Origin of the sequence: Enterococcus sp. AZ011 (genome assembly GCF_050548355.1) — a bacterium.
In the GTDB taxonomy this organism is placed as follows: domain Bacteria; phylum Bacillota; class Bacilli; order Lactobacillales; family Enterococcaceae; genus Enterococcus; species Enterococcus faecalis.
Genome location: NZ_CP172959.1, coordinates 582,882 through 606,368, shown reverse-complemented (window position 1 = coordinate 606,368; position 23,487 = coordinate 582,882). Strand labels below are relative to the sequence as shown.

The window sequence follows — 23,487 nt, the reverse complement described above, 5'->3', positions numbered from 1 at the left end:
AAGCCACACACGACTTTTCTTCTGGTTTTCTTCTTTAACGAATTAAATCAATATTCGGATGCTCAAGAACGTGATTCACTTGTTTGACCGTTGTCAAAGGAATATCTCCTTGAATCGTATGTGCAAGGACCCCATTGACTGTGGCAAAGGTAACTGCCTTTTCTAACGACCAATTTTGGCTATAGCCATATAAAATCCCCGCCGCATAAGCATCACCAGCACCAATTCGATCAAGATTAAGAAGCGGTCTTTTTTCACTCTGTTGGTACTCATTTTGGGTATATAAATACCCACTTAAGTAGTTTTGATTTTGGGAATGACTTCTCGTTGTCCCAGCAAACCATTCCAAATTGTATTGAGACATGAAACGCTGAATCAGTTCAGTTTCTTGTGCCTCACCTTCTAAATCTTCTCGCGGAATGAAACCCAATAGCTCGACCAAATCACGTCGACTGCCAAAAACAATATCACAATAAGGTAAAATGCGTTCGTACTGTTGACGCATAAAGAGTGCGCTATTTGCTGTATTCAAACTAGGTCGATAATTAAAGTCAAAACAAACTTTCTTTTGATAGGCATGCGCCTTTTGAGCAAGTATCAAAGCAGCATCACGAGTTTTTTCAGTTAAACTTAACGAAATACCACAAATATGCACCATATCTACTTCCGCTAAAAAGGCCTCAAAATCGTAGTCCTTCGCCTCGCTGATGCCAAAAGCACTCTGATGGCGATTTTGATAAGTTACTTGTGTGGGGCGGATTCCATAACCCATTTCTGCAAAAAAACTACCAATATGATCGCCCTTTTCTCCTACCCATTGATCTGAAATTCCTAACTTCCTTAGCGCTGCTTTGCCAGCTTCACCAAGACGATTGGCAGGTAATTTCGTAATCAATGCTGTTTCTAGTTGAAAATGAGCCAAATTTGCTAAGAGATTTACGCCAGTCCCTACAAAGTTCATTCTTAACTGCTCTGTTTGTTCTAACATTAGATACTCTGGCGGAGTGAAACGAAGCATGACTTCACCAAACGCAGCAATTTTCATCTTTGCCACCTACTTATTCAATGTGTTTTTCATCATGGTTAGTAACGTTTTCACGTCTTCTGTTCTAGTGTCCCCTGTTTCTTGATCGATAATTGAGCTGTAGACATGAGGAATGATTTTTTTAACGCCGGCATCCACCGCAATTTGAACAATTTCTTCAAAGTTTTCTAAATCAATGCCCCCTGTTGGCTCTAAATAAAAGTCATACTTGGCACAAGCTGCTGCTACTGCTTGGTATTCTTCTTTGTGAGCCAAGCCTTTCATCGGGAAATATTTAATGGAACTGCCCCCCATGTCTTTCAACAATTTGATGGCGGTTTCGATAGGTACTTCCGCCGCTGGCGCACCCGAGCTTAACGGACCTGTCGCAATGTTAACATAGCCAACTTTGCCTGTGGGTGAAACCAAGCCATTAATCACTGTTTCGTCTTGACGAAGTAAGGCCCGCGAAGCGCCGACACCTGTGAAAACTTGGTTCACGTGTTGCGGTTGTAGAACTTCTGATAAGCGAGCCACCATTTGACTTTGATTAGGATCGCCAGCCCCTAAGCCGACAGATAAAGCGTTGTTGGTTGCTGCTTGGTATTTTTTCATATCGTCAATGGCTGCTTCATCGGTTTCATAGTTTTTTGAAAGGACGCCTAACACAACATGCCCTTCTGCTGCTTCATAACAGGCTTGGGCATTTTCTACTGAATTGGCTAAGACGTTTAAACAAATGCGTTCTTCTAAATAATTAGGTTTTAATGACATGACTTATTTCTCCTTTGTGTCCATAATTTCTTGTAATCGTTGCACGATTTTGTTCATTTCTTCTTGATTGACAGAACGAATGTCAAATTCAATGATGCCATTGTTGGCTTGATATTCTCGCGTATAAATAGCTGGACTTTCTGCTTTTAATGCTTGGATGACTTCCTTGGCAGTTTTTCTGCCGTCCACTTTGACACTGGCGCGATAAATGTCTCGGCCAGCGCCATCTTGGACGATTTTGGCGGTTAAATCTGATAAGTTGTTGATGGCTTCAACAAACGGTTTTAAGCGCTCTTGCATCGAAGCCCCTGATTCACTGCCATGTGCCAAGTATTCTTCCACTGCTTGCGTAAAGCCCAAGATATTGTCTTTGCCAATTTTCATTGCTCGACCAATGCCTTTGCCTTGTAGGCGCACCCAGTCAATGTATTCTTTTTTCCCGACCACTAAACCGGCACTTGGCCCTTCAATTGCTTTGGCGCCGCTGTAAATCACCAAATCAGCGCCTGCTTCAGTGTATTTGAAAAGATCTTCTTCTGCTGCCGCGTCAACAATTAGCGGCACCTTGTGGCGTTGCGCCACTTTGGCCGCTTCGGCCACCGTCAGCATACTTTTTTGCACGGTATGGTGGCTTTTGATGTATAGAATGGCCGCTGTTTTTTCAGAAATCATCATTTCCACGTGTTCTGGACTGCACATGTTGGCGTAGCCAGCTTCCACCACTTGGCCGCCACCTTGCGCTACCATGACTTCTACAGGCGTGCCGTAGTCCACGTTGTGCCCTTTAGGTAAAACAATCTCCCGCTGTTCGATTTTTTCTGTATAGGGATGATACGCGTGGTACAAGCTGCCTTTTCCAATCAAGGCAGCCACCGATTGGGCAATCCCCGCCGAAGCCGAGGAAACGATTTGGGCATCTTCTACCTTCAACAAGTTGGCTAAAAAGGCCCCTGTTTGCACACTAAGTTCACTCATTTCAAAGAAATGTTCGCCGCCGAATCGTTGAGCTGCTAGGACTGCCTCCGAAACTTTGGAGACACCTAGAATGGTCATTTTGCCAGAAGCATTAATGACTTCTTTTAAGTGGAATTTTTCGTAACTAATTGTCATAGATTTGTCCTCCAATAATTGTTTTGATTGGGCGAATTTGCTCTTTGGCTACTCGTGTCAATCCATTAGAATCAGTCAATGTTTTTTCTTCTGCTTGAATCGTGAAAATCGTTAAATCAGCATCTTTACCTATTTCCAACGTGCCTTTTTGCGTTAAATGGAAATTCTCAGCAGGAGCCTTGGTTACCTTTTCAATAATTTCTGGCCAATCATAGCCGACCACACGGAGTTTTTCCATCGTTGTGGCTAAATCATAAACAGGACCATTTTCTCGGTTACGGATGTAGATATCTGTGCTAATTGATGCAGCTTTCATTCCCTCGCGCAACGCTGTTTCAGCTACGTGAAAATTGAAACTATCCGTACCATGCCCGATATCAAATACGACTCCTTTGTTGTACGCTTGCCAAGCGAAATCTTTTATTTTATCCGTTGCTTGGTCTAAGATACCATTTTCTTTCCCATTAAAACAATGGGTTAGGACATCCCCTTTTTCCATCAAGGCTAAAATTTCATCTAAATGAGGCGGTGCTGATCCAATGTGAACCATTAAGGGAATTTCTTGGTTCTCTTGCTGAATCTGTTTGGCCAATTCTAAAGGCGTAATGCCGTTATCGCCAATAACGGTCCTACTCATACGGGCTTTAATCCCTACAACAAAATCTGGTAATTCTTGAATCGCTTTTTTGACTAAACTCGCTTGTACTTTACTTAAATCTGCGAGTTCGTCCTGAGCAACGATGCCCCATTTAGAAATATTGACTAATCCAAAAACATTTGTTTTTGCTTGCTGCGCTAAGTCATAAAATTCATGAATGTTTTCAGCACCTGTTGTCCCAGCATCAATCACTGTCGTAACACCCTTTTTGACCCCAATTTCATCTGGATAATCATAATAAAGAGCCATTTTTTCAAAACAATGAACGTGATCATCTATCCAGCCTGCGGATACATAAGTACCTGGTTCTAAGTGGATAGTTTCTTTTGCAGAACCTGAAATAGTTGCTGCAACAGCAGCTATTTTTTTCTCTTTAATTGCAATTTCAACAGGCATACCATCTACTGTCTGTCCATTTTTTATAAGTAAATCGTAGTCCATATTCTTCCCTACTTTTCTATAAATCTAAATTTTGTCCAAGGCTTAATGAATTCTAATAATACAAGTTCTTCTTCTATAATACGCCCTACTCGGTTTTTGCGTGAGTCTTGATGTGGTTCTAAAACGACTTGTAATTCATTTTTGTATTTTCCAAATGCATCATTTCCCACAACAACATCTCCAGGTTGTAGCATTGCTTGATTATCATGTGGGGGATTAACTTCATTTTTATATTTTTTACGCACTTCTGTGGAACGAATCATCTGCTGAGTGATATCTCCACGGCGAAAATGTTGATTTTTTGTTACGATTTCTTTTTCAATTTCAGAAGTCGCTTCTTCAAAAACAATGGTCAATTCTGTTTGATAACGATTCAACTGACCCAATGCTTCTAATTCTTCGTTGGAAGCATAAGCATTTCCAATAACAACATCATCAATTAAATTTGTTGCAAATAAATGTTTAGCTTGAACAGTGACTGGCAACTGTCTATGCATTTCTAAAGTAGGTAGCCCATCATTCACATCCCAAGGACCAATTTCACCTACCTGTGATGAAATAAAAGCAGCTGTCCGAATACCTTCCTTTTTAAAACGGATGCTACATTTTTCAAAGAAATCATACGGCAATGCAGTTCCCGCTTGTGGATAAAAGTTATGACAACCATATAAGAAAGGTCGATTCGCTTCATACGTCAAAATGTTATCAAGATAAGCGACATCATTACTCATATTCAACTCAATAGCCACGCCGAATGGATTAAACGTCAACATGGCTTCTTTATTTCCATCAAACCCTGTATCCAACCGAATCCCATCAGCTCCTAATTCGCTGAAAAAAGTCAAATCATCATATGAAATTTCCAATTCATCAAAGATACTTGGAACGACATCTAAAATTGTTTCAAATCCTAAATTTTTCGCATAACTAATTAATTCTTTAAATTTTTTCTGAACCGCTTCTTTGCCATCGGTCACTTCTAACATACTCATAAAAATTCGAGTAAACCCACATTCGCTGGCTTTTTTTAAATACGCTTTATCTTGATTGATATCACTATGATCTGGATAAACTGATACACCTAATGCTCTTTTCATCTTCGTTCTCACACTCCGCTATTTTCAAATTTATTTCGAAATTTCCAAGCAATCACCGAGCTACACAAGATTGTTGTAGAGCCAACGAGCAATACTGGTTGATTTAGAAATCCGCCAATTATCATGGAAAGAGTAATACAAACTGCCGTAAAAACCAACGTCTTTACCAAACCAAATTGATAAACAACAGTAGGCAACTGCCCTTTTTCTATAATAATTTGACTAACGATAAAAAAGAAAATGAACCAAATAATCATCTTATACGCTCCTGACTTTCTTCTCTGACTTAGAAGGGGCAGGATATTCATATCAGAACACCCGCCCTAACATTTTTTAATTTTTTGCTGCTTGTTCAGCTGCTAATTCTTCTGCTTCTTTATCCAATTGTTGTTTTTCATAAACTTTGAAAAATGGATAGTAGATAGCCATTGTAATTAAGAAGTTAACAATCACTAATACTGCGGCCGAGAAACTCCAATTGGTACTCATCCAAGCAGCAATTGGTGCTGGAATTGCAAACGCTAAGCGTGCAGCCATCATCGGAATTATATTAGCGACTGTTAAGAAATAAGATAACGTTGTGGTAATTAACGGTGCCACGATAAACGGAATACCTAAAATAGGATTCATTACGATAGGCGTTCCAAAAATAACTGGTTCATTAATATTAAACAAGCCTGGTAAGAACGATAAACGGCCAAGACTTTTCAGATACGTTGATTTAGAAAACATCATTAAAACAACTAAAGAAAGCGTAGTTCCAGCGCCACCAATCCAGATAAACCATTGTAAAAACTGTTCTGTAAAAATATTAGGTAACTGATGAACGTTTGCGCCATTGGTAAAAGCTTCAAGGTTTTCTGCAATCGACATATCCCAGAAAGGACGAATAACTGGGCCCATAATCGCTGGACCATGAATCCCTAAAACCCAGAAGAAACAGATTAAGAAGACTGTTAGTAAGCCGCCAAATAAACTGTTACCAGCAAGGATACCTTTAAGTGGCATTAATAACGTACTCAAGAAACCATTCAAATCAAAACCAATTACGTGGCGAATAACCCAGAATAATAAAAGAATAACTGCTCCTGGAATTAACGCAATAAATGAATTTGACACTTCAGGCGGTACGCCATCTGGCATCTTAATCATAATATCTTTTTCAATAAAGAAGCGATAAATTTCAACAGATAACAGCGCTGTTACAATCGCACCAAATAAAGAAGCTGAACCTAAATTTGCTAAATTAATATAGCGCCCTGCTGTAATGACGTTGTCAACATCTTCAAAGACACGTGTTGGTGGTGCCGCTGTTACTAAAAAGGCCATTAATGCTAAAATTCCGCACGTCAAAGAGTCAAGCTTATAACTTTTGGCCAATGATGAAGCAATCCCAAATGTTGCATAAAGTGCAAGTAACCCCATCGTATAGCGGGAAGGAATATCTAAAATTGCTTGATAAGGTTCAATCAATTTTGTGTATGCCTCAATTGGAATATTTTGAAAAATTGTAAAGAATGAGCCCACAATTGTTAAAGGCATCGTTGCAATTAATCCTTTTCTAATCGCTGTCATATGGCGTTGCGAACCAAATTTATTCGCAATCGGCATTAACTTAACTTCCATCCACTGTACAAAACCATTCATTTGTTAATTCCTCCGTTCAACTAATAAAAATAATAATTATTTCGCATTTATAATAACATAGTAACATTATAATGTAAACGCTTATTCTTATTTGTGACAGAGAAAGTGCAAAACAAAAGGCTTTTTCTTATTATAAAGAAACTGGGAATATTGCACCAAAAATCATTGCGCCTAAAATTGCGCCCCCAGCGATTGGTTTTTTCCAAATGTAAAAACCTAAAGCTCCTAATGTAGCACCAATCCCAATAGGAATCGAAGCACCCGCCGCACTCAAAATAATTAACGGGCCTAAGAAGCGTCCTGAGGCATTACCAGCCCCCATCATCACATCCGCACCAAAAGTGGAATTTCCTTGATTGATAGTAAATTTCCGAATCAACACAATTACGCCACCAACTGCTAACCCTAGTAGCGCACCTGTTAAAAGTGCTAAGCCAAAGTTTTCTACAGGTGCTTTAATACCCATGCTGAGGAAAATTGCAGGTACGCCAATCCCGATCCCCGTTAAAATTGAGCCACCTAAATCTAAAATCCCGACTAAAGAACCTTCTAAAATTCGTGCAAACAGGAAACTTGCACCAAATGCTGCGGCAGCGCCATAAGAACCACCATCTAAACCAGCTTTTAGCATCGCAACAATTGAAACTTCATTAAAGGCGCCCACACCATAAACTACATACATATGTGTTCCTGCAAAAATTGCCGCTGACATAATCCCGACTAAAATGGGAAAGCCCCAATCAGCATACCAAAAACTTTTGCCTTTTAAACCTTCTTGAATTTCTTGTTCTTGTTGTGCCCATTCATTTTTTTCTTGCTGTTCCATCTATGAGACCTCCTTTTTTCTATTTAACGGTGAAGACATTGTGTAAATTATTTAACCATTGAGGAATAGACAAGCGGAAACTTTCGATCATTTCTAAGTCGAACCCTCGGAAGAAGCCACTTAAAATAAATAATAAGATAATGGCACCAAGCATGCCGCGTGTCATTCGGGTCCACCCTAAATCATCGACACCTTTACCGATTAAGATCCCTAATACAACTCCTGGGACAGCATTGCCCATGACTAATTGAGATAATCCGCCAAATAATGTTCCCCAGAAACCCGTCCGTTTTCCTGCATCTAAAGCCGCTAGCCAGAATAAAACAGGCATCACAGTATTGATTAAAATCGTTGCTGCAGGTACCAACACCGCAACCGCTGTTACTTGTAGCGATTCTGGAATTGCTGCAGCTGTACTATTTAAGAAAGCCACAGTCGCCATTCCTACAAAGGCCCCGACAATCCCCATTTTTTTGGGATTATGCATCGTTTTAGTGACATCTTTATCCTTTACCAATAAAATTGCTGCAGCCCAGTTAGGCACAATCCGGTGGGTCACATCTTGTGTAAAGGCCCCTGCTCCGACGGCCGAAGCCCAAGCATTAAAGAAAAAACCTAAACCAAAAGAAAAGTGTGATGCTGGATCTCCTTGTGCCGCGTTCATTTCTCCTAATGTTCTAAATGCCCCTAACCCTTGCGTTTGTGGTGCATGAAACATCCGAGCAGCGCCTGCGCCAGCTGCAAAACCTAGTAAACCACCAATAAGCAATGACTTCAGCAAAATGATTACAAATTCCATTCCTTCTTCCTCCCTTTATACGCCTCTTTTTGAAAGAAACGGAACTACTACTGCGTTCGGTTCTTTAATTGTTTCCGTTAAAAAATCAACTTCTTCGACTGCAATGGCTTGGATTTCCACTTCTACAGCTAGTTCGACATGATAAATCACTCTCTTTCTAGGAAAGAAGAAGAACAGAAATTTTTCTGTATAAACTTGTTCTTTTGCCTGACGAATAGTTACTTCTTTCGGTTCAATCCGGATGAGGACCTCTGTTGTTTCTTTTAATACTTTTTTTGAAACATCATTCAATGCACTTGCAAAAGCTTCATTCTTCTTATTACCTTTTCCAGAAACAATCACGGTTTGTGTTGACCGTTTTGTGGCATCCATAATTACCGCTCCTTTCTAAGTTACTACTTTCTATGCTCCGTGTTTCTTAATAAATGCTTCAGTTACTCGTTTACCAAGTTCTTCCTGATCCATAAAACCAAATCCAAGAACAGTTTTCCCATCGTTAATTGCTGTTACCCCTTCTTCGATTGATCGCATGCCATGTCTTTCGGGATACCCGTATTTAGTAGCAGCCGTTAACGCTCCTGCACCACCACTTCCACAGAAAGAAATGCCTAAATCAGCCTTTTCTTGTTGCATCACATCTCCTAAACGCATATCAGCGCCCATTCCTGGAACAACAACCGCGCGACCACCGGCTTGCTCCACTCCTTTTGCAACATTTTGTCCTTTTCCTAAACGATCTGCGATAACTACTGTAATCATAACTTTTCCTCCTATTAATTGTTTTGTTTAGCAACTTCAAAATGAACAGCTAAAACATACCATTCATCTTCTGATAACTGACCAATTGCTTCTGTTGTTTCTTCTGCAATTTTCAACGTTTCTGGTGTTAGTTCCGTAAATAACGTCCGATCAACACCAGCTAATGTCGTTCCTTCTCTTGAACGATTCAGCATCTCATTGAGATGGTTAATCAAAATCGTCCACTGTAATTCCGTTGGTTCAATTTGTGCTTCTGCTAATCGCGCACTGGTTTGTTTGATAATCGATTGTAGCTTTTCTGGTTCAGCACTTTGTCGAATGATCTCCTGTGCTTCCATTGCTAGTTCCATCCTCTTCCTCCTTTGGTTGTTCTAAATAATTAAGTAATGCTGAAATTTCAGCATGATTGACAGGTAACTCATTTTTAGCAAATAAACATTCAATTTGCCGAATTTCTTCTTGCCTTTCATGAGATACTTCTCTATTACAAGGAATCTCTTCGTATTGTTTATTAAACGTAATCCGATGTGTCATTAATAAAACGTGAAGTAAAAAGGCTTCTTGATATTCGCTCAGTAACTTTGTTTGAAACATTCGTTTTAACTCTTCATAAATAATATACGCTTTTACTAATAAATCTTGGCTTTGTATCCGTTCATTTTTTTCAATTACATCAGATTTCGTGGAGCGAGCGGTACCTTTCCCTTGACGTTTCCCTAATAAAATTTTATCGACCTCTTCCCGAATCAAACTTAAGTCTGTGTCCGTCAACAATGGACTAACTTTAATAAATGGGTATGTCATTTCTTCAATTGGGAAAATACTCAATACCAAATCGGGCTTTTCTGCTTGAATCACTTCAGTTGCATTTAAAACAGAAGCAAATCCTGCGAGTTCAACGTTTGGTACTTCCTCTAAAATTTTTTGTTCAATTAAACTGGTCACACCTAAGCCCGTCGAGCAAACATACACAATCCTAACAACTTTAGCTTCCTGCTGTTGTCGTTCCTGAGCTGCCAAAAAATGCAACGCAATATATGCGCAGAAAGAATCGTTGACTAACAAAACAGAACGTTGAATTAATTGTTTACAGGCACTTTGAATAGCTAAAAACAACGCTGGGTGTTTTCCTTTGATTTCTTCAGAAAACGGATTGTATTCATTAATAAATAAATGTTTCTTTGTAAAACGTAAGGACAGGTGTGCAAACAAGTTCGTAAATAATTGGCGATCATTTACAAAAGGATAATTCAGCTCTTTTGAAACGCTTTCAATCACTTGCTTTGTTAATTGAACCATATCTTGCCGTTGATGGGTTCCGAATAAATCACTATAAATATAAAAATATTCATCCGCTAATAAAGGCAAGTCATACCGTTCAAACACCTCTTGTAAAAGTAAAAGTGGTACTTCGTTCCGTTGTTCAAAGCGTGTTTTTTGTGATAACACTCGGTAAGTCCCAATTGTATGTGCCATCTGCATACGTGCTGCGGCAATTGCCACTCTCAACGTAATAGATAATATTTCGGCATAATCAAATTGATTTTGATCGAGTGGATTAATTAAATTTCGCATTTTTTTCAATGCACTACGATAACAACCTTGAAACAATGTCCCTGACCCAAATTTAATTTTAGGGATTTTTTCAGCCCCTTTTGTCTTTGTCACATAGTTCATAATTTGGTAAATATCGTATTCTGTAAGTTCTTTTTGAGTGATAAATTCCATCAGTAAGCGTACATTGCTTTCTTCACCACTGATTGTAAACCCTTGCCGCGCTTGGCGAATTAAGGTTAAATCATATGCTTGCAGCAACCGTTCGACCTGTTCCAAATCACTGACAATTGTGTTTCGACTCACTAATAATTCATCTGCTAGCTGCTGTGCCGTTAAGTACCCTTTGACTGACAATAACTGAAAAATCAATACATTGACTCGTCTTTTTTGATCAGGATAGGTTTCAAATCGATCGACATCGATAATTTCATTTTTTAACAGTAAGCGTTTAGAGTCAGGTAAATCTAGCCAGATTCCCTTATTTCGTTTTGAATAAAGTGTCTCATCGTGCTGTTCAAACCAAGCACGAATATCTTCTAAATCATACTTAATTGTTCGAACGCTGACAGTAAAGCTCTCAGCTAATTCTTGCGTGGTAATACTCCCTTCCAAATCCAAAAGCATCAATAAAATATTTATCGCTCTTTTGGACAACAACACGGTCATGCCTTGTCACCTCTTTTCTTTTCCCTTTACACTTAAAACTATAGCGTTATTTTATCTGTTCCACAACACAAAAAAGTTGCACTTATAAAAGTGCAACACTTCTCTTTTCATACAAAAAAAATCCCTTAACAGTAGTAACTGTTAAGGGATACCACACTATTTATTTGCATAAATAGACAGAAACCTTCTCCACAAAAGTATTCTGTCCGACACGTTACAAATCCGGTAACTGATAGCCGTACTATCTGGTGTCGTTGTGTTTGACAATCACTAGCCGTCAAAACGGAATAGCCGAAGCTATCTGATTGAGTCAACTCGTCGCATAAAACACACTTTAACACAGAATAGTTTGGATAGCAAGTGATGGTAATTATTCGTTATCGAACCATTCTTGATAAAAACTTTCAACAATTTTAACGGTTGCTATCGTTAATTCTTTCGTCATTACTGGGCTAGTTAACTTTTTGTCTTGTAAACATTGATTCACATGATTGATTTCATACGTAAATTCACTAGTGAATTGTTCAGACCATTTGACAGTGTTGCCTTGAGCATCTGTATAATAAGCACAATCTGTTTTCCAGAAATTAGGAATAACGATTTGCCCTTTCGTCCCACAAATGGTCATTTCACTAGGTATCTTTAAACCAACATTAATAAAAATATTGCCCAGCGTCCCTTCAGCAAATTTCAAAGCTAAATTACATTGACTATCCGTCGCCCCTTGCTGATACGTTGCGGTTCCCGTAACCTCTTGAATCTCTTTCCCTAATACGTATTGTAAGTATTGTAATGGATAACTTCCTGAGCCATGAAGCGCTCCACCACCCGCTTCTCTCGAGTAAAACCAGGGAATATGATCCACATTGGGATAGGCAGTAACTGACTGAACCCATAAAATCTCTCCCAATCCCCCTTCTTGAATCGTTGCCTTTACTTTTTGGGTAATTGGTAAAAAGACAGACTTCTGAGCTTCCATTAGAAAAACCCCTTGCTCCTGTGCGATTGCAAAGAGTTCTTCTGCTTCAGCAGCATTTAATGTAAATGGTTTTTCCAGTAGGACGGGTTTTCCTTGTGATAACGCAAGCTTAGCTGCTGAGTAATGTCCTTGATTGTAGGTGGGAATATAAATAATATCAATTGTTTCATCCTTACATAACTCTTCATAACTGCCATAAGCCACCGGAATCGCTAATTCTTTAGCCATTTTTTGAGCATTCTCTAAACGCCTTGATGCAATCCCGCGCACTTCAGCTTGCGCGCTTTCTCGAAGCCCTGCTACAAATCTTGGGACAATTTGGGCAGTACTCATAATTCCATAACGAATTTTATCCATGTGATCGCCTCCTCTTTCACTATACGAGAAAAACGAATATTTGGAAACCATTTCAACAAAAAAAGAAACCGTTTCCCCAAAACGATTTCTTTATATGTAAATTAACGGATACCAACGCTAACTTTTAAAGCTTGATTGACCTGTTCCATCTCTTCACGAGAAAGTTGACAAACCTTGTGTAGCATTCGTTCTTTATCCAATGTTCGAATTTGTTCTAACAAAATAAGTGATGGCGTCCTGCACTCGTTATGGGGAATTTCGATAAGGACTTGCGTTGGTTGCAGCCGCTTGCTTACGTTACGGGTAATCGGTGCAACAATCAACGTTGGACTAAATAAGTTACCTTTGTTATTTTGAATAATCAGGACAGGTCGAATCCCACCTTGTTCAGAACCAACAACTGGTGAGAGATTCGCATAAAAAACCTCACCTCTTTTTATCATTCAGATTCCCTTCCCTCCTTTTCCTTTAAAAAATTATAGCATATTGTTTCTTGCAATATTTTCAACTTTTTAGCTATCCCTTAAAATATTTGATAAAACCACCCTTTAAAAGTCAAAAAAAGCTTAAACAGTCGACTCTGATATAGAGACGGCTATTTAAGCTGACTATTACATTTTTGTTAAAATACTATCCACTTTTGTATTAATTAAATCAATAGCGACGTGGTTTTCGCCACCTTCTGGCACAATGATATCTGCATAACGTTTCGTAGGTTCAATAAATTGGTGATACATGGGCTTGACGACTGTCAAATATTGTTCAATCACAGAATCCAACGTACGGCCACGTTCTTCCATATCACGCTTGATTCGACGAATAATACGGATGTCATCATCTGTATCCACATACACTTTAATATCCATTAAATCCCTTAAGCGGCGATCTTCTAAAATTAAAATCCCTTCAAGAATAATTACTTCTTTCGGTTCTTGTATCACCGTTTCTGTACTTCTTGTATGCGCAACGTAGTCATAAACTGGCTTTTCAATGGCTTGATAGTTTAACAGTTGTTCAACATGTTGAATCAATAAATCTGTATCAAACGCAAAAGGATGATCATAATTGGTATTTAAACGTTCTTCAAAACTCAAATGGCTCTGATCTTTATAATAAGAATCCTGTTCTAACATCATAATTGAATGATCGGGAAAATTATTAAAAATCGCACGGCTAACACTGGTTTTTCCGCTTCCTGATCCGCCAGTAACACCAATGATAATTGGCTGACTATCTTTCATGTATAAACCTCTTTCTTTTCAAAAACTTCATTGTCTTTTACTATTATAATGAAAACTCTGAAGAATGCCAGACCTTTTCCAAGACTTTTCATGTGATTTTTATCTTCTTATGAAAAATCTGCCCACACTTCTTTCAATTACAGTATACTTATCAATAAAAGGAGAATCCTACCTATGATTAAAAAAGTCAAAAAAGAAGCACTTACAACTGCGCATTACGCTCTTCTTTATGAGGCAGATCCCTCAAAAAAAATGGTGGAAGATTACATTACCCGCGGCATTTGCTTTGACTATCAGACTGAAGAACTTCAAGGAATTTTAGTCCTGTTGCCGACTCACCCACGGACATTGGAAATCGTAAACATCGCTGTCTCAGAAGAAAGCCGAGGGCGGGGCATCGGACAAGAGTTATTACATTTTGCCATTGATTTTGCCAAAAAAGAAAAGTATGATTACTTGGAGATTGGGACTGGGAGCACAGGCTTTCAACAGCTATATCTCTACCAAAAAGTCGGTTTTCGAATGACACATATTGAACCAGATTTTTTTATCCATCATTATGATGAGCCCATTACGGAAAACGGCTTGCCTTTAAAAGATATGGTTCGCTTACGGTTACATTTAAGTTAAAAAACAACATTTCCTGTACAGGAAATGTTGTTTTTTAATGCCCAAGAATTGGTAACAACTCATCTAGCTGTTGAATCGTATAATTGGGTTGAATGGTTGGTGTTGCTGGAGCGGAGGTCGGATTGAGCCAAACAGTTTGAATTTTTGCTTGTTGGCCTCCTTGAATATCTGAATGCAAAGAATCGCCAATAATCATTGTTTTTTCTCTACTAAAATTAGGAATCCGTTCAAAAACAAAATCAAAATACTCTTTCATCGGTTTTTGATAACCCACTTCTTCTGAAACAAAAATATCTTTAAAATAAGGCATTAATTTCGAATCTTCCAATCGACGATACTGTGTTTTTGCCACTCCATTTGTCACAATATATAAATCATAATGGGGTGCTAATTTTTCCAAGATACGTTGACTATTGCCAAGCAAGTCATGTCCTTGACTTAAATATTCTCGGTAGTTTTCTCCCATTTTAACGCTATCAACTTCTCGATTAAACGCGTCAAACAATAAACCAAACCGTGTATCAAGGAGAACATCTTTTGTTATTTTTCCTTCTTCAAATGAACGCCATAATCCTTGATTAATTCGGTGGTATGTTGACTCGACTTCAGATGTAAATGGTACATTTTCTTCTTCAAATAAGGCATGGAGCGCCTTCTTTTCAGCCAATTTAAAATCTAACAATGTATCATCAACATCAAAAAGCAATGTTTTCATTTACGTTCCTCTTCTCTTTTCAAATTACTCGGTAACGCTTTGCTTGTTTGTTGTTTTTCAATAAAAAAATAAGGCAATAGCAATTGTAACTCTTCTCTTGTTAATGAACGATAAGCACCTAAAGGTAATTGCGGATCTAGCCGCAACGGCCCCATAGTTTGGCGTTTTAAAGCAGTCACTTTTTTCCCCACAGATAAAAACATTTTTTTCACTTGGTGAAATTTTCCTTCTTGAATAGTTAGGAAAACATGACTCTCCGTTTCAGTTGCTGCAAGAACAGTTATTTTTGCTGGCTTACATTGAATGCCTCCTTGCAAAACAATCCCATCTTTAAATTTAGCACAATCTTCTGCAGAGACCAAACCATTGACTTTCACTTCATAACATTTCGCTACTTCTTTATTTGGCCGAATTAATTGATACCCTAATTGTCCATTATCTGTTAATAGAAGTAACCCTTCCGTATCGCCATCGAGTCTGCCCACTGGATAAAGACCAGGGCGTCTGTCTTGTGGTGCAATCAAATCAATGACTGTTTTTTTAGATGCATCTGAGACAGCGCTAACCACACCTTTTGGCTTATTCAACATGTAGTACACATGTGTCTTATGCGAAATTAATTGTCCTTTTACTTTAATCATTTGTAATTGCGCATCGACGTTTTGGCTTTCATTTAATGTCACGATGCCATCCACAGTGACCTGCTTGCCTCTGATTATTCGTTTCACCGTTTTGCGTGATCCAAACTGAAGTTCTTCTAGTAATTTATCTAATCGCATTGTTCCGCTCCATTCTGGTATTAGTATAGTGGAATCCGTTAAAGATGAAAAGTAGAAAAAGGTAATTCCTTGACGTATAAAAATATAAGTGTTACGGTTAATAAGTAAAGTAAATAAAGGTTTCTCAAAAACAGCGTAATGACCTGGGAGAGAACAACGATAACAATGAACCATTCCCATGAGTGTTGCCTGGCAATATTTGTGGGGATTTTTTGATTATTGTTAGCATTTTTCTAGACAAGAACAACTGAAAAAAGAGTTTCTTTTTTCCATTATGTTTTGTTTCTGAGTTTAACCAAATCACTCATTATTTCAAGGAGGAATTAGGTTATGTCAGTACAATTAGAAGTTAAAGAAAGAGCTATCCGTCCACGTTCACTAAGAAATCAGCTACGTCACGAAGGGAAAGTACCTGCCATTGTTTACGGTTACCAAATTGAAAGTACACCAATCTATTTTGAAGAAAAAGACTTATCAAAAATTTTACGCGAACATGGTGCTAACACCGTTATTAAAATTACAGTTGATGGGAAAAACATCAACACATTAATGTCAAAAGCACAATTAGATACCTTTACTGGTCAAATGCTTCATGTTGAATTCTTATCTGTAAATATGAAAGAAACAACAGAAGTCGAAGCAGAAGTTCAATTAATTGGTGAATCTGCAGGTGTGAAAGCTGGGGGTACCTTAGCTCAAAACTTGTACACTGTTTTAGTGGCAGCCACACCAGATAAATTGCCAGAATCAATTGAAGTAGATATTACAAACTTAGAAATTGGTGATGCTCTTACAATCGCTGATTTACCTGAACACAAAGACTATGAAATTTTAACTGATCCAGAAGAACAACTAGTTGCTATTGTTGAAGCACAAACTGCTCCTGAAGAAGAAGAAGGAACAGCTGCTGAAACGACTGAACCAGAATTAGCCGAATAAAGAGTACTCTTTTGTTCAGCTGATTCTCTTAAGTTTTAGAAATGGGATGTACGTTGAAACAACGTACGTCCCATTTTCTTTTTACTGCATGTCTTGATTTCTTCACATAAATGATGACACCTGCAAAGCTAGGAAGCTACAGAGGAATATTAAATTTTTGCTAATCTACGCAATATTTTCAAACGAAACAATTTCTTTTTTTAAAATTTGCAGTATACTAAAAGTAAGTAAACAAAAAGGAGGTCATCCATATGTTTGAACGTTTTGATAGTGACCGTAGCCGCTATGCTTCATTAGGTGTTGTTTCTAGCTTACCTAGTGGCTTAATTGATAGTATTTGGTTGATTATTGACTTAAATCTAAAAGGGGTTATCCCTTTAAACGACTTACTTCACTTTGATTTGTTGAACAATAATGGCAAAGTGACTGTCCATTTTTCTCAAGAAAATAGTTCAGTAGAAATGGCAATCGACTTACCATTTAGTTATTCTACGGCATATCCGTCGCGAATTTTTGCTTTTGATGATGGCCATCGTGAAACGATTTTATTACCTGCAGAAATGTTAGAATCCTAAATAATTTCAACAAAGTAGCCTCAAATTCCAGTTTAAACTGGAATTTGAGGCTACTTTAATTTCTTTTAGTTATTCTACAATAATTTGTTTACTACTTCCTGCAGCATTTTCAAAATTAATAGTAAAGGTTTCTGTTGCATCATCATAAGTGATTCCGTCACTTTGACTAATTACTGTGCTGTAATCTTTTGGTATTTTTAAAGTCAGTGTCTTAGTTGTTTGTGTAGGATCAGAGAAAGTATACGTTTTTTGGTGTTGTTGTGTCTTTCTCATTAAAGAAATAGCTTTATTTGAGGTAATCCCTGCTATTGTACCGCCAGTTTCTGACCAAATGTTAACCCCAAGATAGCCTTCTTCTTCTTGCTTAACTGCTTGAATTTCTTCTGTATTTGAGAGAACTTCTACTGTTTTTTTGGCAGCATATGTTTTTAAATCAGTTTCATCGATTCCTGGTAAAACTACATAAGCATAATGCTCGTTCGTTGGGTGTTGACCATGTTGAATCGTAAATGTTCGATAATCACCTACATATTCTTTATCACTTGGAAATGCTTCATTAATTGCTTTATAGGTTCCTTTTCTAGTTTCACTTTTAACATTTACCGTTGTTTCTTCTGGAAAATAATAACCCATATTAGCATTGGAATGATCCGACTTTAGTAATAACCATTGTTTTTTACTCGTTTCATTTTTCTCATGAATCTCCCCAATATTTGATAGCACTTGATACTGATACGCATCATTTAACAAACGATTATCAACAACTGTCTCAATCGAAGCTTCTGTATCCCCTTTAATTCCTGCGCCTAATGCGATAATTTGCCCATTTAATAAAAACCAAGATTTTTTAGCTTGTAGGTTCATAGTTAAAAGTTTCCCATTATTTTTGGTCCCGTCTTTATTAAGAGCCATCCCTACTACTGCCTGATTGTCTGACGTTACTCCACCAACCCATTGCTCTTTCGATGTGATTGTTGTAAATGCTGAAACTTCATCTGCCAAAGAAATGGTATCTACCGTTGTTCCTGGTAGTCGATAGGGATCTACAGTTGGCCAATAGCTGGAATTAAATTGAACCTCGTCATCATTATATACGTACATCATTCCGTCACCAGTGTGCCAGCCACGTTTATTTTCTTTATTCCCTGCTTCAAAAGATGCAGTGCGCTTTGAATACAAGCCTAGCCCAAACATATAACTAGGTGTGCGTTGGACAAATCGATCCATCGAAGCATAAAGTTTCGTGCCTGTAAAAGGAAGTTGTCCTCCCGTAATTTCTGGATTAGTTAAAAGTTGCATAGTCATCTGTAAATCATTAAAATCACGAGCATTTGTCAAATAATAATCTGGGTTCTCCTTCATCCAATATTTAACGGCTTCTTGAAATTTCTTTTGATAATTATTAGGAGCAAATTTAGCCACAATTAATAAATTATACATGGTAGTTGAGCCGTAGCCTGTTTTTCCAACTGCTGGGGCTCTTGAGATGGAACGGCCATTCACAGTTGGTAGCATTTCACCTTTATAAATCAAAGGAAGAAAGGCACGATCAACATTTTCAACAAATTCTGTCACAAGAGTTGCATCCATTTGAAAAGATGAATCTGCTGTAATGGCCAAAATTTGTCCAACCCCTTTCACCAAAACATTGCCATACGAACCTGTATAAGGAATGTTATTGTGCTGGATAAAAGAACCATCTTGGTAAAAACCATCACCTTTTGTGACTAATTTAAATACATCGACGATACTACTGGATGCTTGGTTAATTTTCCCGCTATCCTTTTGTAAAATTCCTAACCCCAAAACAGTTAAAGCTAAGTCCGTTCGGTTCGCTCCTGATGTCACAAAATTTGGGATAAAAGCTAAATCCACAAACGTTCCTTGTGGTTTTGTATACAACTGTTTAAATGGATCTGGGACATAACTGCTCAACGCATTTGTATAGATTTGTTGCTTTTCCGGAGAAACTTTATCCTCTAAAATCATTAGAATATTAAGAAACTTCTGTGGCACACCAATTTGCCAGTCCCACCAATTTCCGTGGTACTTTTTCCCATCATATCCTTTTTGCGTTACCATAAAATCTAAGCCATCAATAATGGTTGCTGCCAATTTGTCATCTTGGTAAAGCGTACTCCCCTTCGTTCCATAGGCTAACGCTAATTTTTGCAATTTGGTAAATTGAGTCGTTAAATCAGCAGATGGCGTATTGCCAGGCTCTAGTGGCCATAAATAGCTGCGGTTCGGCTCTTTATTCATCGTTTGATCGAGTTCTGTTGCTTCATTGGAGATTTTTTGGACGTAGTCTACAAGCGCTTGGTTAGTTGAATCATATTCTTTTGAAACAAGCTGATTTCGCCATTTTTCTTTTAATTCTCGGTATTCTGCAGATGAATCGATAACAGGAATGCTACCAACGGAGCCACTTTTCATAGAAATGATATTCAGCTTTGATAGATTACCAAATAGTCTAATTCCTACAGCCCCCGTCCAGTCATCATTAATGGACGTACCATCAGGATAATGAACCTCTTCATTTTCATAAAATAATTGATCATTCAGGAATGTTTGAATTTTTTTCCCATCATAGCGAACCAGCAGTTTATATTGTTGGCCACTTAGTAATGTTGGCCCCGGAATATTAGTTAGCCATTTACCGCCTGGTTGTCCTAATTGCCAGCGGCCGTCACGATTATAAGCAAAAGATTGCCATTGACTCGTCTTTTGTTTATCTCCGCGAAAAACCAATCCGAAGTTACTTTGTCCTTCATATAAAAAGGTTAGTTCAAGATCTCCTGAAGATTGTTCGCGTGCATCAAGATTGATAGAGACAGATTCGAGGTTTGTCCCTTGCTTCGTGTTTGCGATCCATAAACCAGCAGAATCATTCTTTTTTTCTGCTGTTCCCACCAAATCTTGCCAATGCCCAACTTGATTGGGAAAATCTGAAATGTAAGAGGGTTGCTCAATCGTTTGGCTCGCTTCGTTTTCTTCTGCAAAAGTAAGGGTGGTTCCCATAAATCCACTCGTCAAAGCAGTAAACAGTCCGACCAGCATTACCCATATTTTCCTGTTTTTCATTCTTTCTCCTCCTAAAAAATTATCGTAAAACGCTTACATCTAAATTAGAGAAAAAGAGTGAAGAAAAATACTTTCTACACTCTCCGACTCTCTGAAAATCACTTAATATACTTTTTACGCCAAAATACCAAAGGCACTCAAAACAATCGATAAAATTAAAATAATCCAAATCACTCGTGTGGAATTTAATTTCTTTTGACCTAACATCCAATAAGTTAAAAGAACAAGTAAGATTGGAACTAAGGAAGGCAAAATCGCATCTAACGTATCTTGAATAACTAATTCGACCCCGTTCTTTTTATAAACAAAAGGAACTGTCGCCTTGATAACTGAAGGAATTAAGGCACCAATCACAGTCACACCAAGAACAGTTGCTGCATTCGTAAAGGCAGATAACTTGTCTTTTAAGGTCGTCACTAGTTTGACCCCTTGCTTATAACCAAGTGGTAAGAGCGCGGCCCGACCAAACAATAGTGCAATATTTGCAATAATCCAAATAACACAGCCCACCACCGAACCATTTTGAGCCAGTGTCCCTGCAACAGAGCCGAAAATCGTCCCCCAAATAACGTGGAATAAAGAGTCCCCAACGCCTGCCAAAGAACCCATCAGAGCTGTTTTTAACGCAATAATTGTTTCTTTCGCTTTATAGCCATCTTGCTCTTCAATCGCAACATCAATCCCCATAATTAAATTCCCAAAAATAGCATTGGTGTTAAAAAATTGATTGTGTGTGCGCATCATATCTTGAAATTGTGCTTCATCATGACCATAGAATTTTTTTAAAACAGGTAAGATGCCGTATAAATATCCTGAACTCATCATACGTTCATAGTTCCAGTTTAATTGGCTTCCTAAAATATAACGCCAGCTAATTGCATTTAATTCTTTTTTTGTCAGTTTATGATTACTCATCGCCGTCATATCCTCCTTCAAAATCACCATTTCCTGTTGTTGCTTGTGTCGTGCTTTTTGCCCCATCACGTTTAAATACAAGCATCGCTGCTACCATCCCAACTATCGAAACACCTAACATTGGAACTTTTAAATAAGCCGCTAAGAAAAAGCCTAATAGTAAATAGGGGATATATTGCTTCGTTGGCAAGTAACGTAATAAAATCCCTACACCGACAACAGGTAATACTCCTCCAGCTGTTTTTAAGCCCGTCATTAGCCATTCTGGCATGTTATCGGTAATCGTTGTTACTACAGCATCCCCCGCTAATAACATTAATAAAATCGGAATGGCACGAGACAGTCCCCATAGAACAGAACCAGATAAAACTAAGCGTGGAATCCGTTTTACTTGCATCTTATCAATCGCTTTATCGACACTATGAAGTAAAAAGACATTACAAAAACGGGCCACTACATCTAGTTGCAACATCAACAGAGAAACAGGAACAGCTAAGCCAATACCATACTCCGCTCCTTTTCCAGAGATCACAGCGAAAGCGGTTCCTAAAACAGCCCCTGTGAAATAATCAGGTACCGATGCTCCACCAAAAGCAGCAATTCCTAAACGCATTAATTGAAGAGTGCCGCCAACCATTAAACCAGTTTTTAAATCTCCCATAATCATTCCAGAAATCATTCCAGCAATAGCTGGTTGCGTCAACGTATTTGAAATAAGTGAGTCATTAATAGCAATAAACGCATAAATAGTAATTAAAATAATTTGATACGCTGCTAAATGCATTGAAATTTCCTCCTAAATTTAAAAATATTCTTTCTTAGTCTGACAGTTTTAGCCGCGTAATTTTTTCATAAAATCAACGACTGGATCGTTTGGAACTAATTGGGCTGTCACAGTGACGCCTTTTGAAGCGATTGTTTCAAAAATTTGTTCTTCTTCTGGCAAAACTTGAATACTTTTTGTTACTTCGCGTGCTCCTTCTTTGTAACTCATATTCCCAACATTTACAGTTTTGATAGGTCCTTGCGCTTCGATAAAGCGGAGCACATCTTTCGGATTTTTAAATAATAAAAATAAACGCTGTTTACCATATTTTCCTGATTGAATATTTTTAGCGGCAGCCTCTACTCCAAGAACAGATAAACGCATCGAAGAAGGCGCTGCCATTCTCAAAGATGATTTTTGTAAAGGATCTGTAGCCGCCTCATCATTGGCTACAATTATTCGCTGTGTACTAAGACTTGTCGACCAAATTCCCGCTACTTGTCCATGAATTAACCGTTCATCAATCCGTGTGTTTACAATATTTTCTTTTCCAGCATATTGACTATAGTTACTTAACTCTTTTTCTTTGCTGGCTTCTGAAATCTCTTGTTCTGCTTGATTCATCCCAGCTTTTACATCAACAATATTTTCTTGTGCTAAACAAACTAATTCTTTAATCGAAGCCTGTTGATTAACCACTGCTTCAATCACAACAGAGAGCGTCATCCCTGCAATAATTTCCACTCCGTCAACGTTCAAATAATTCTTAGTTGCCACGTTACATGGCGTTCCTCCTAGTAAATCAGCAATAATCAGTGTCGTACCGTTAAGGGCTTTCATTTTTTCATTTAGCTCTTTCTCAAATTGAAGATTGTCGCTATCTGGTCGTAATGAGACTGTATGCACGTGTTCTTGCCGACCAACGATCATTTCTAAGCTAACTTTGACGCCTTCAGCCATGCTACCATGACTAATTAGTACAATGTTTTCCACGAATTTCCCTCCCTAGATGTAGGTGACCCTACTTAACATGTTATGTTCTCTACGAACTTACTATAACACATACTAAGTTATCCGTAAACCTAATATCTTAATATATTGAATTTATTTTTTTGAATTCTTTAAATAAAAATTGTCTTTCCTCTTTTT

At 38.1% G+C, this 23,487-nt stretch carries 25 protein-coding genes; 3 read left to right on the top strand and 22 right to left on the bottom strand.

The annotated features are described in order from the left end of the window. Positions 1-34: 34 nt before the first annotated feature. From IGL36_RS02985 to udk, 16 genes are all read right to left on the bottom strand, one after another. Positions 35-1,045, bottom strand: coding sequence for a sugar kinase (locus tag IGL36_RS02985; protein ID WP_002379155.1), 1,011 nt, complete (start codon positions 1,043-1,045; stop codon positions 35-37). Between the two features lie 9 nt (positions 1,046-1,054). After that, a complete protein-coding gene (dagF, locus tag IGL36_RS02980; RefSeq protein WP_002361094.1) occupies positions 1,055-1,798 on the bottom strand; it encodes a 2-dehydro-3-deoxy-phosphogluconate aldolase in 744 nt (247 codons plus the stop codon). A gap of 3 nt (positions 1,799-1,801) precedes the next feature. Beyond that, complete coding sequence (locus IGL36_RS02975) at positions 1,802-2,908, bottom strand: DgaE family pyridoxal phosphate-dependent ammonia lyase (RefSeq protein ID WP_010707792.1); 1,107 nt, start codon at positions 2,906-2,908, stop codon at positions 1,802-1,804. Next, positions 2,898-4,007 (bottom strand): amidohydrolase/deacetylase family metallohydrolase, encoded by a 1,110-nt coding sequence (locus IGL36_RS02970; protein ID WP_002381282.1) that lies wholly within the window; start codon positions 4,005-4,007, stop codon positions 2,898-2,900. The genes IGL36_RS02975 and IGL36_RS02970 overlap by 11 nt, the downstream gene beginning before the upstream one ends. Before the next feature lie 8 nt (positions 4,008-4,015). Then, positions 4,016-5,104 (bottom strand): DUF871 domain-containing protein, encoded by a 1,089-nt coding sequence (locus IGL36_RS02965; RefSeq protein WP_002379152.1) that lies wholly within the window; start codon positions 5,102-5,104, stop codon positions 4,016-4,018. Between the two features lie 8 nt (positions 5,105-5,112). Continuing rightward, a complete protein-coding gene (locus IGL36_RS02960; RefSeq protein ID WP_002363233.1) occupies positions 5,113-5,412 on the bottom strand; it encodes a hypothetical protein in 300 nt (99 codons plus the stop codon). A gap of 25 nt (positions 5,413-5,437) precedes the next feature. Further along, positions 5,438-6,751 (bottom strand): PTS sugar transporter subunit IIC, encoded by a 1,314-nt coding sequence (locus tag IGL36_RS02955; protein WP_002358780.1) that lies wholly within the window; start codon positions 6,749-6,751, stop codon positions 5,438-5,440. A gap of 130 nt (positions 6,752-6,881) precedes the next feature. Continuing rightward, complete coding sequence (locus tag IGL36_RS02950; protein ID WP_002361314.1) at positions 6,882-7,577, bottom strand: DUF4310 family protein; 696 nt, start codon at positions 7,575-7,577, stop codon at positions 6,882-6,884. A gap of 19 nt (positions 7,578-7,596) precedes the next feature. Further along, a complete protein-coding gene (locus tag IGL36_RS02945; RefSeq protein WP_002355709.1) occupies positions 7,597-8,376 on the bottom strand; it encodes a DUF4311 domain-containing protein in 780 nt (259 codons plus the stop codon). 15 nt (positions 8,377-8,391) lie between these two features. Next, entirely contained in the window at positions 8,392-8,748 is a 357-nt protein-coding gene (locus IGL36_RS02940) for a DUF4312 family protein (protein WP_002355708.1), read from the bottom strand. Between the two features lie 30 nt (positions 8,749-8,778). Next, on the bottom strand, positions 8,779-9,135 hold the full coding sequence (locus IGL36_RS02935) for a glycine-rich SFCGS family protein (RefSeq protein WP_002355707.1): 357 nt from the start codon (positions 9,133-9,135) through the stop codon (positions 8,779-8,781). Positions 9,136-9,149: 14 nt separating this feature from the next. Beyond that, positions 9,150-9,473, bottom strand: a complete 324-nt coding sequence (locus IGL36_RS02930; RefSeq protein WP_002386991.1) for a PRD domain-containing protein — start codon at positions 9,471-9,473, stop codon at positions 9,150-9,152. Next, positions 9,439-11,358 (bottom strand): BglG family transcription antiterminator, encoded by a 1,920-nt coding sequence (locus IGL36_RS02925; RefSeq protein WP_010706696.1) that lies wholly within the window; start codon positions 11,356-11,358, stop codon positions 9,439-9,441. Before IGL36_RS02925 ends, IGL36_RS02930 begins: the two co-directional genes overlap by 35 nt. Positions 11,359-11,728: 370 nt before the next feature. Further along, complete coding sequence (locus IGL36_RS02920) at positions 11,729-12,694, bottom strand: Gfo/Idh/MocA family protein (protein WP_010706697.1); 966 nt, start codon at positions 12,692-12,694, stop codon at positions 11,729-11,731. 101 nt (positions 12,695-12,795) lie between these two features. Further along, on the bottom strand, positions 12,796-13,137 hold the full coding sequence (locus IGL36_RS02915) for a type II toxin-antitoxin system PemK/MazF family toxin (protein WP_002355703.1): 342 nt from the start codon (positions 13,135-13,137) through the stop codon (positions 12,796-12,798). A gap of 168 nt (positions 13,138-13,305) precedes the next feature. After that, the gene (gene udk, locus IGL36_RS02910) at positions 13,306-13,935 is read right to left on the bottom strand and encodes a uridine kinase (protein ID WP_002355702.1); all 630 of its coding nucleotides are present in this window, start codon (positions 13,933-13,935) and stop codon (positions 13,306-13,308) included. A gap of 174 nt (positions 13,936-14,109) precedes the next feature. On the opposite strand from udk, the gene IGL36_RS02905 reads away from it, so the two are divergent. Further along, on the top strand, positions 14,110-14,565 hold the full coding sequence (locus IGL36_RS02905) for a GNAT family N-acetyltransferase (protein ID WP_002378057.1): 456 nt from the start codon (positions 14,110-14,112) through the stop codon (positions 14,563-14,565). 34 nt (positions 14,566-14,599) lie between these two features. Here IGL36_RS02905 and IGL36_RS02900 read toward each other — a convergent pair whose 3' ends face one another. Both IGL36_RS02900 and IGL36_RS02895 read right to left on the bottom strand, forming a co-directional pair. After that, positions 14,600-15,280, bottom strand: a complete 681-nt coding sequence (locus tag IGL36_RS02900; RefSeq protein WP_002355700.1) for a YjjG family noncanonical pyrimidine nucleotidase — start codon at positions 15,278-15,280, stop codon at positions 14,600-14,602. Beyond that, positions 15,277-16,059 carry a 16S rRNA pseudouridine(516) synthase gene (locus IGL36_RS02895; RefSeq protein WP_002358774.1) on the bottom strand — a complete coding sequence of 261 codons (783 nt, stop codon included), beginning with the start codon at positions 16,057-16,059 and terminating at the stop codon, positions 15,277-15,279. Before IGL36_RS02895 ends, IGL36_RS02900 begins: the two co-directional genes overlap by 4 nt. A gap of 330 nt (positions 16,060-16,389) precedes the next feature. Between IGL36_RS02895 and IGL36_RS02890 the strand changes: the two genes are divergently transcribed. Together IGL36_RS02890 and IGL36_RS02885 are read left to right on the top strand one after the other, a co-directional pair. Continuing rightward, complete coding sequence (locus IGL36_RS02890; protein WP_002398085.1) at positions 16,390-16,998, top strand: 50S ribosomal protein L25/general stress protein Ctc; 609 nt, start codon at positions 16,390-16,392, stop codon at positions 16,996-16,998. Positions 16,999-17,249: 251 nt separating this feature from the next. Then, complete coding sequence (locus IGL36_RS02885; protein ID WP_002355697.1) at positions 17,250-17,573, top strand: DUF960 domain-containing protein; 324 nt, start codon at positions 17,250-17,252, stop codon at positions 17,571-17,573. 69 nt (positions 17,574-17,642) lie between these two features. On the opposite strand, the gene IGL36_RS02880 is transcribed toward IGL36_RS02885, so the two are convergent. The 4 genes from IGL36_RS02880 to IGL36_RS02865 all read right to left on the bottom strand — a co-directional run bounded on the left by IGL36_RS02880 (position 17,643) and on the right by IGL36_RS02865 (position 23,298). Beyond that, a complete protein-coding gene (locus IGL36_RS02880) occupies positions 17,643-20,657 on the bottom strand; it encodes a polysaccharide lyase 8 family protein (RefSeq protein WP_002364752.1) in 3,015 nt (1,004 codons plus the stop codon). A gap of 114 nt (positions 20,658-20,771) precedes the next feature. Next, the gene (locus tag IGL36_RS02875; RefSeq protein WP_033591546.1) at positions 20,772-21,581 is read right to left on the bottom strand and encodes a PTS system mannose/fructose/sorbose family transporter subunit IID; all 810 of its coding nucleotides are present in this window, start codon (positions 21,579-21,581) and stop codon (positions 20,772-20,774) included. Further along, positions 21,565-22,356: a PTS mannose/fructose/sorbose/N-acetylgalactosamine transporter subunit IIC gene (locus IGL36_RS02870; RefSeq protein WP_002358771.1), complete on the bottom strand. Its 792-nt coding sequence runs from the start codon at positions 22,354-22,356 to the stop codon at positions 21,565-21,567. The genes IGL36_RS02875 and IGL36_RS02870 overlap by 17 nt, the downstream gene beginning before the upstream one ends. Positions 22,357-22,404: 48 nt before the next feature. Next, a complete protein-coding gene (locus IGL36_RS02865; RefSeq protein ID WP_002383065.1) occupies positions 22,405-23,298 on the bottom strand; it encodes a PTS mannose/fructose/sorbose transporter subunit IIAB in 894 nt (297 codons plus the stop codon). Between the last annotated feature and the right edge of the window lie 189 nt (positions 23,299-23,487).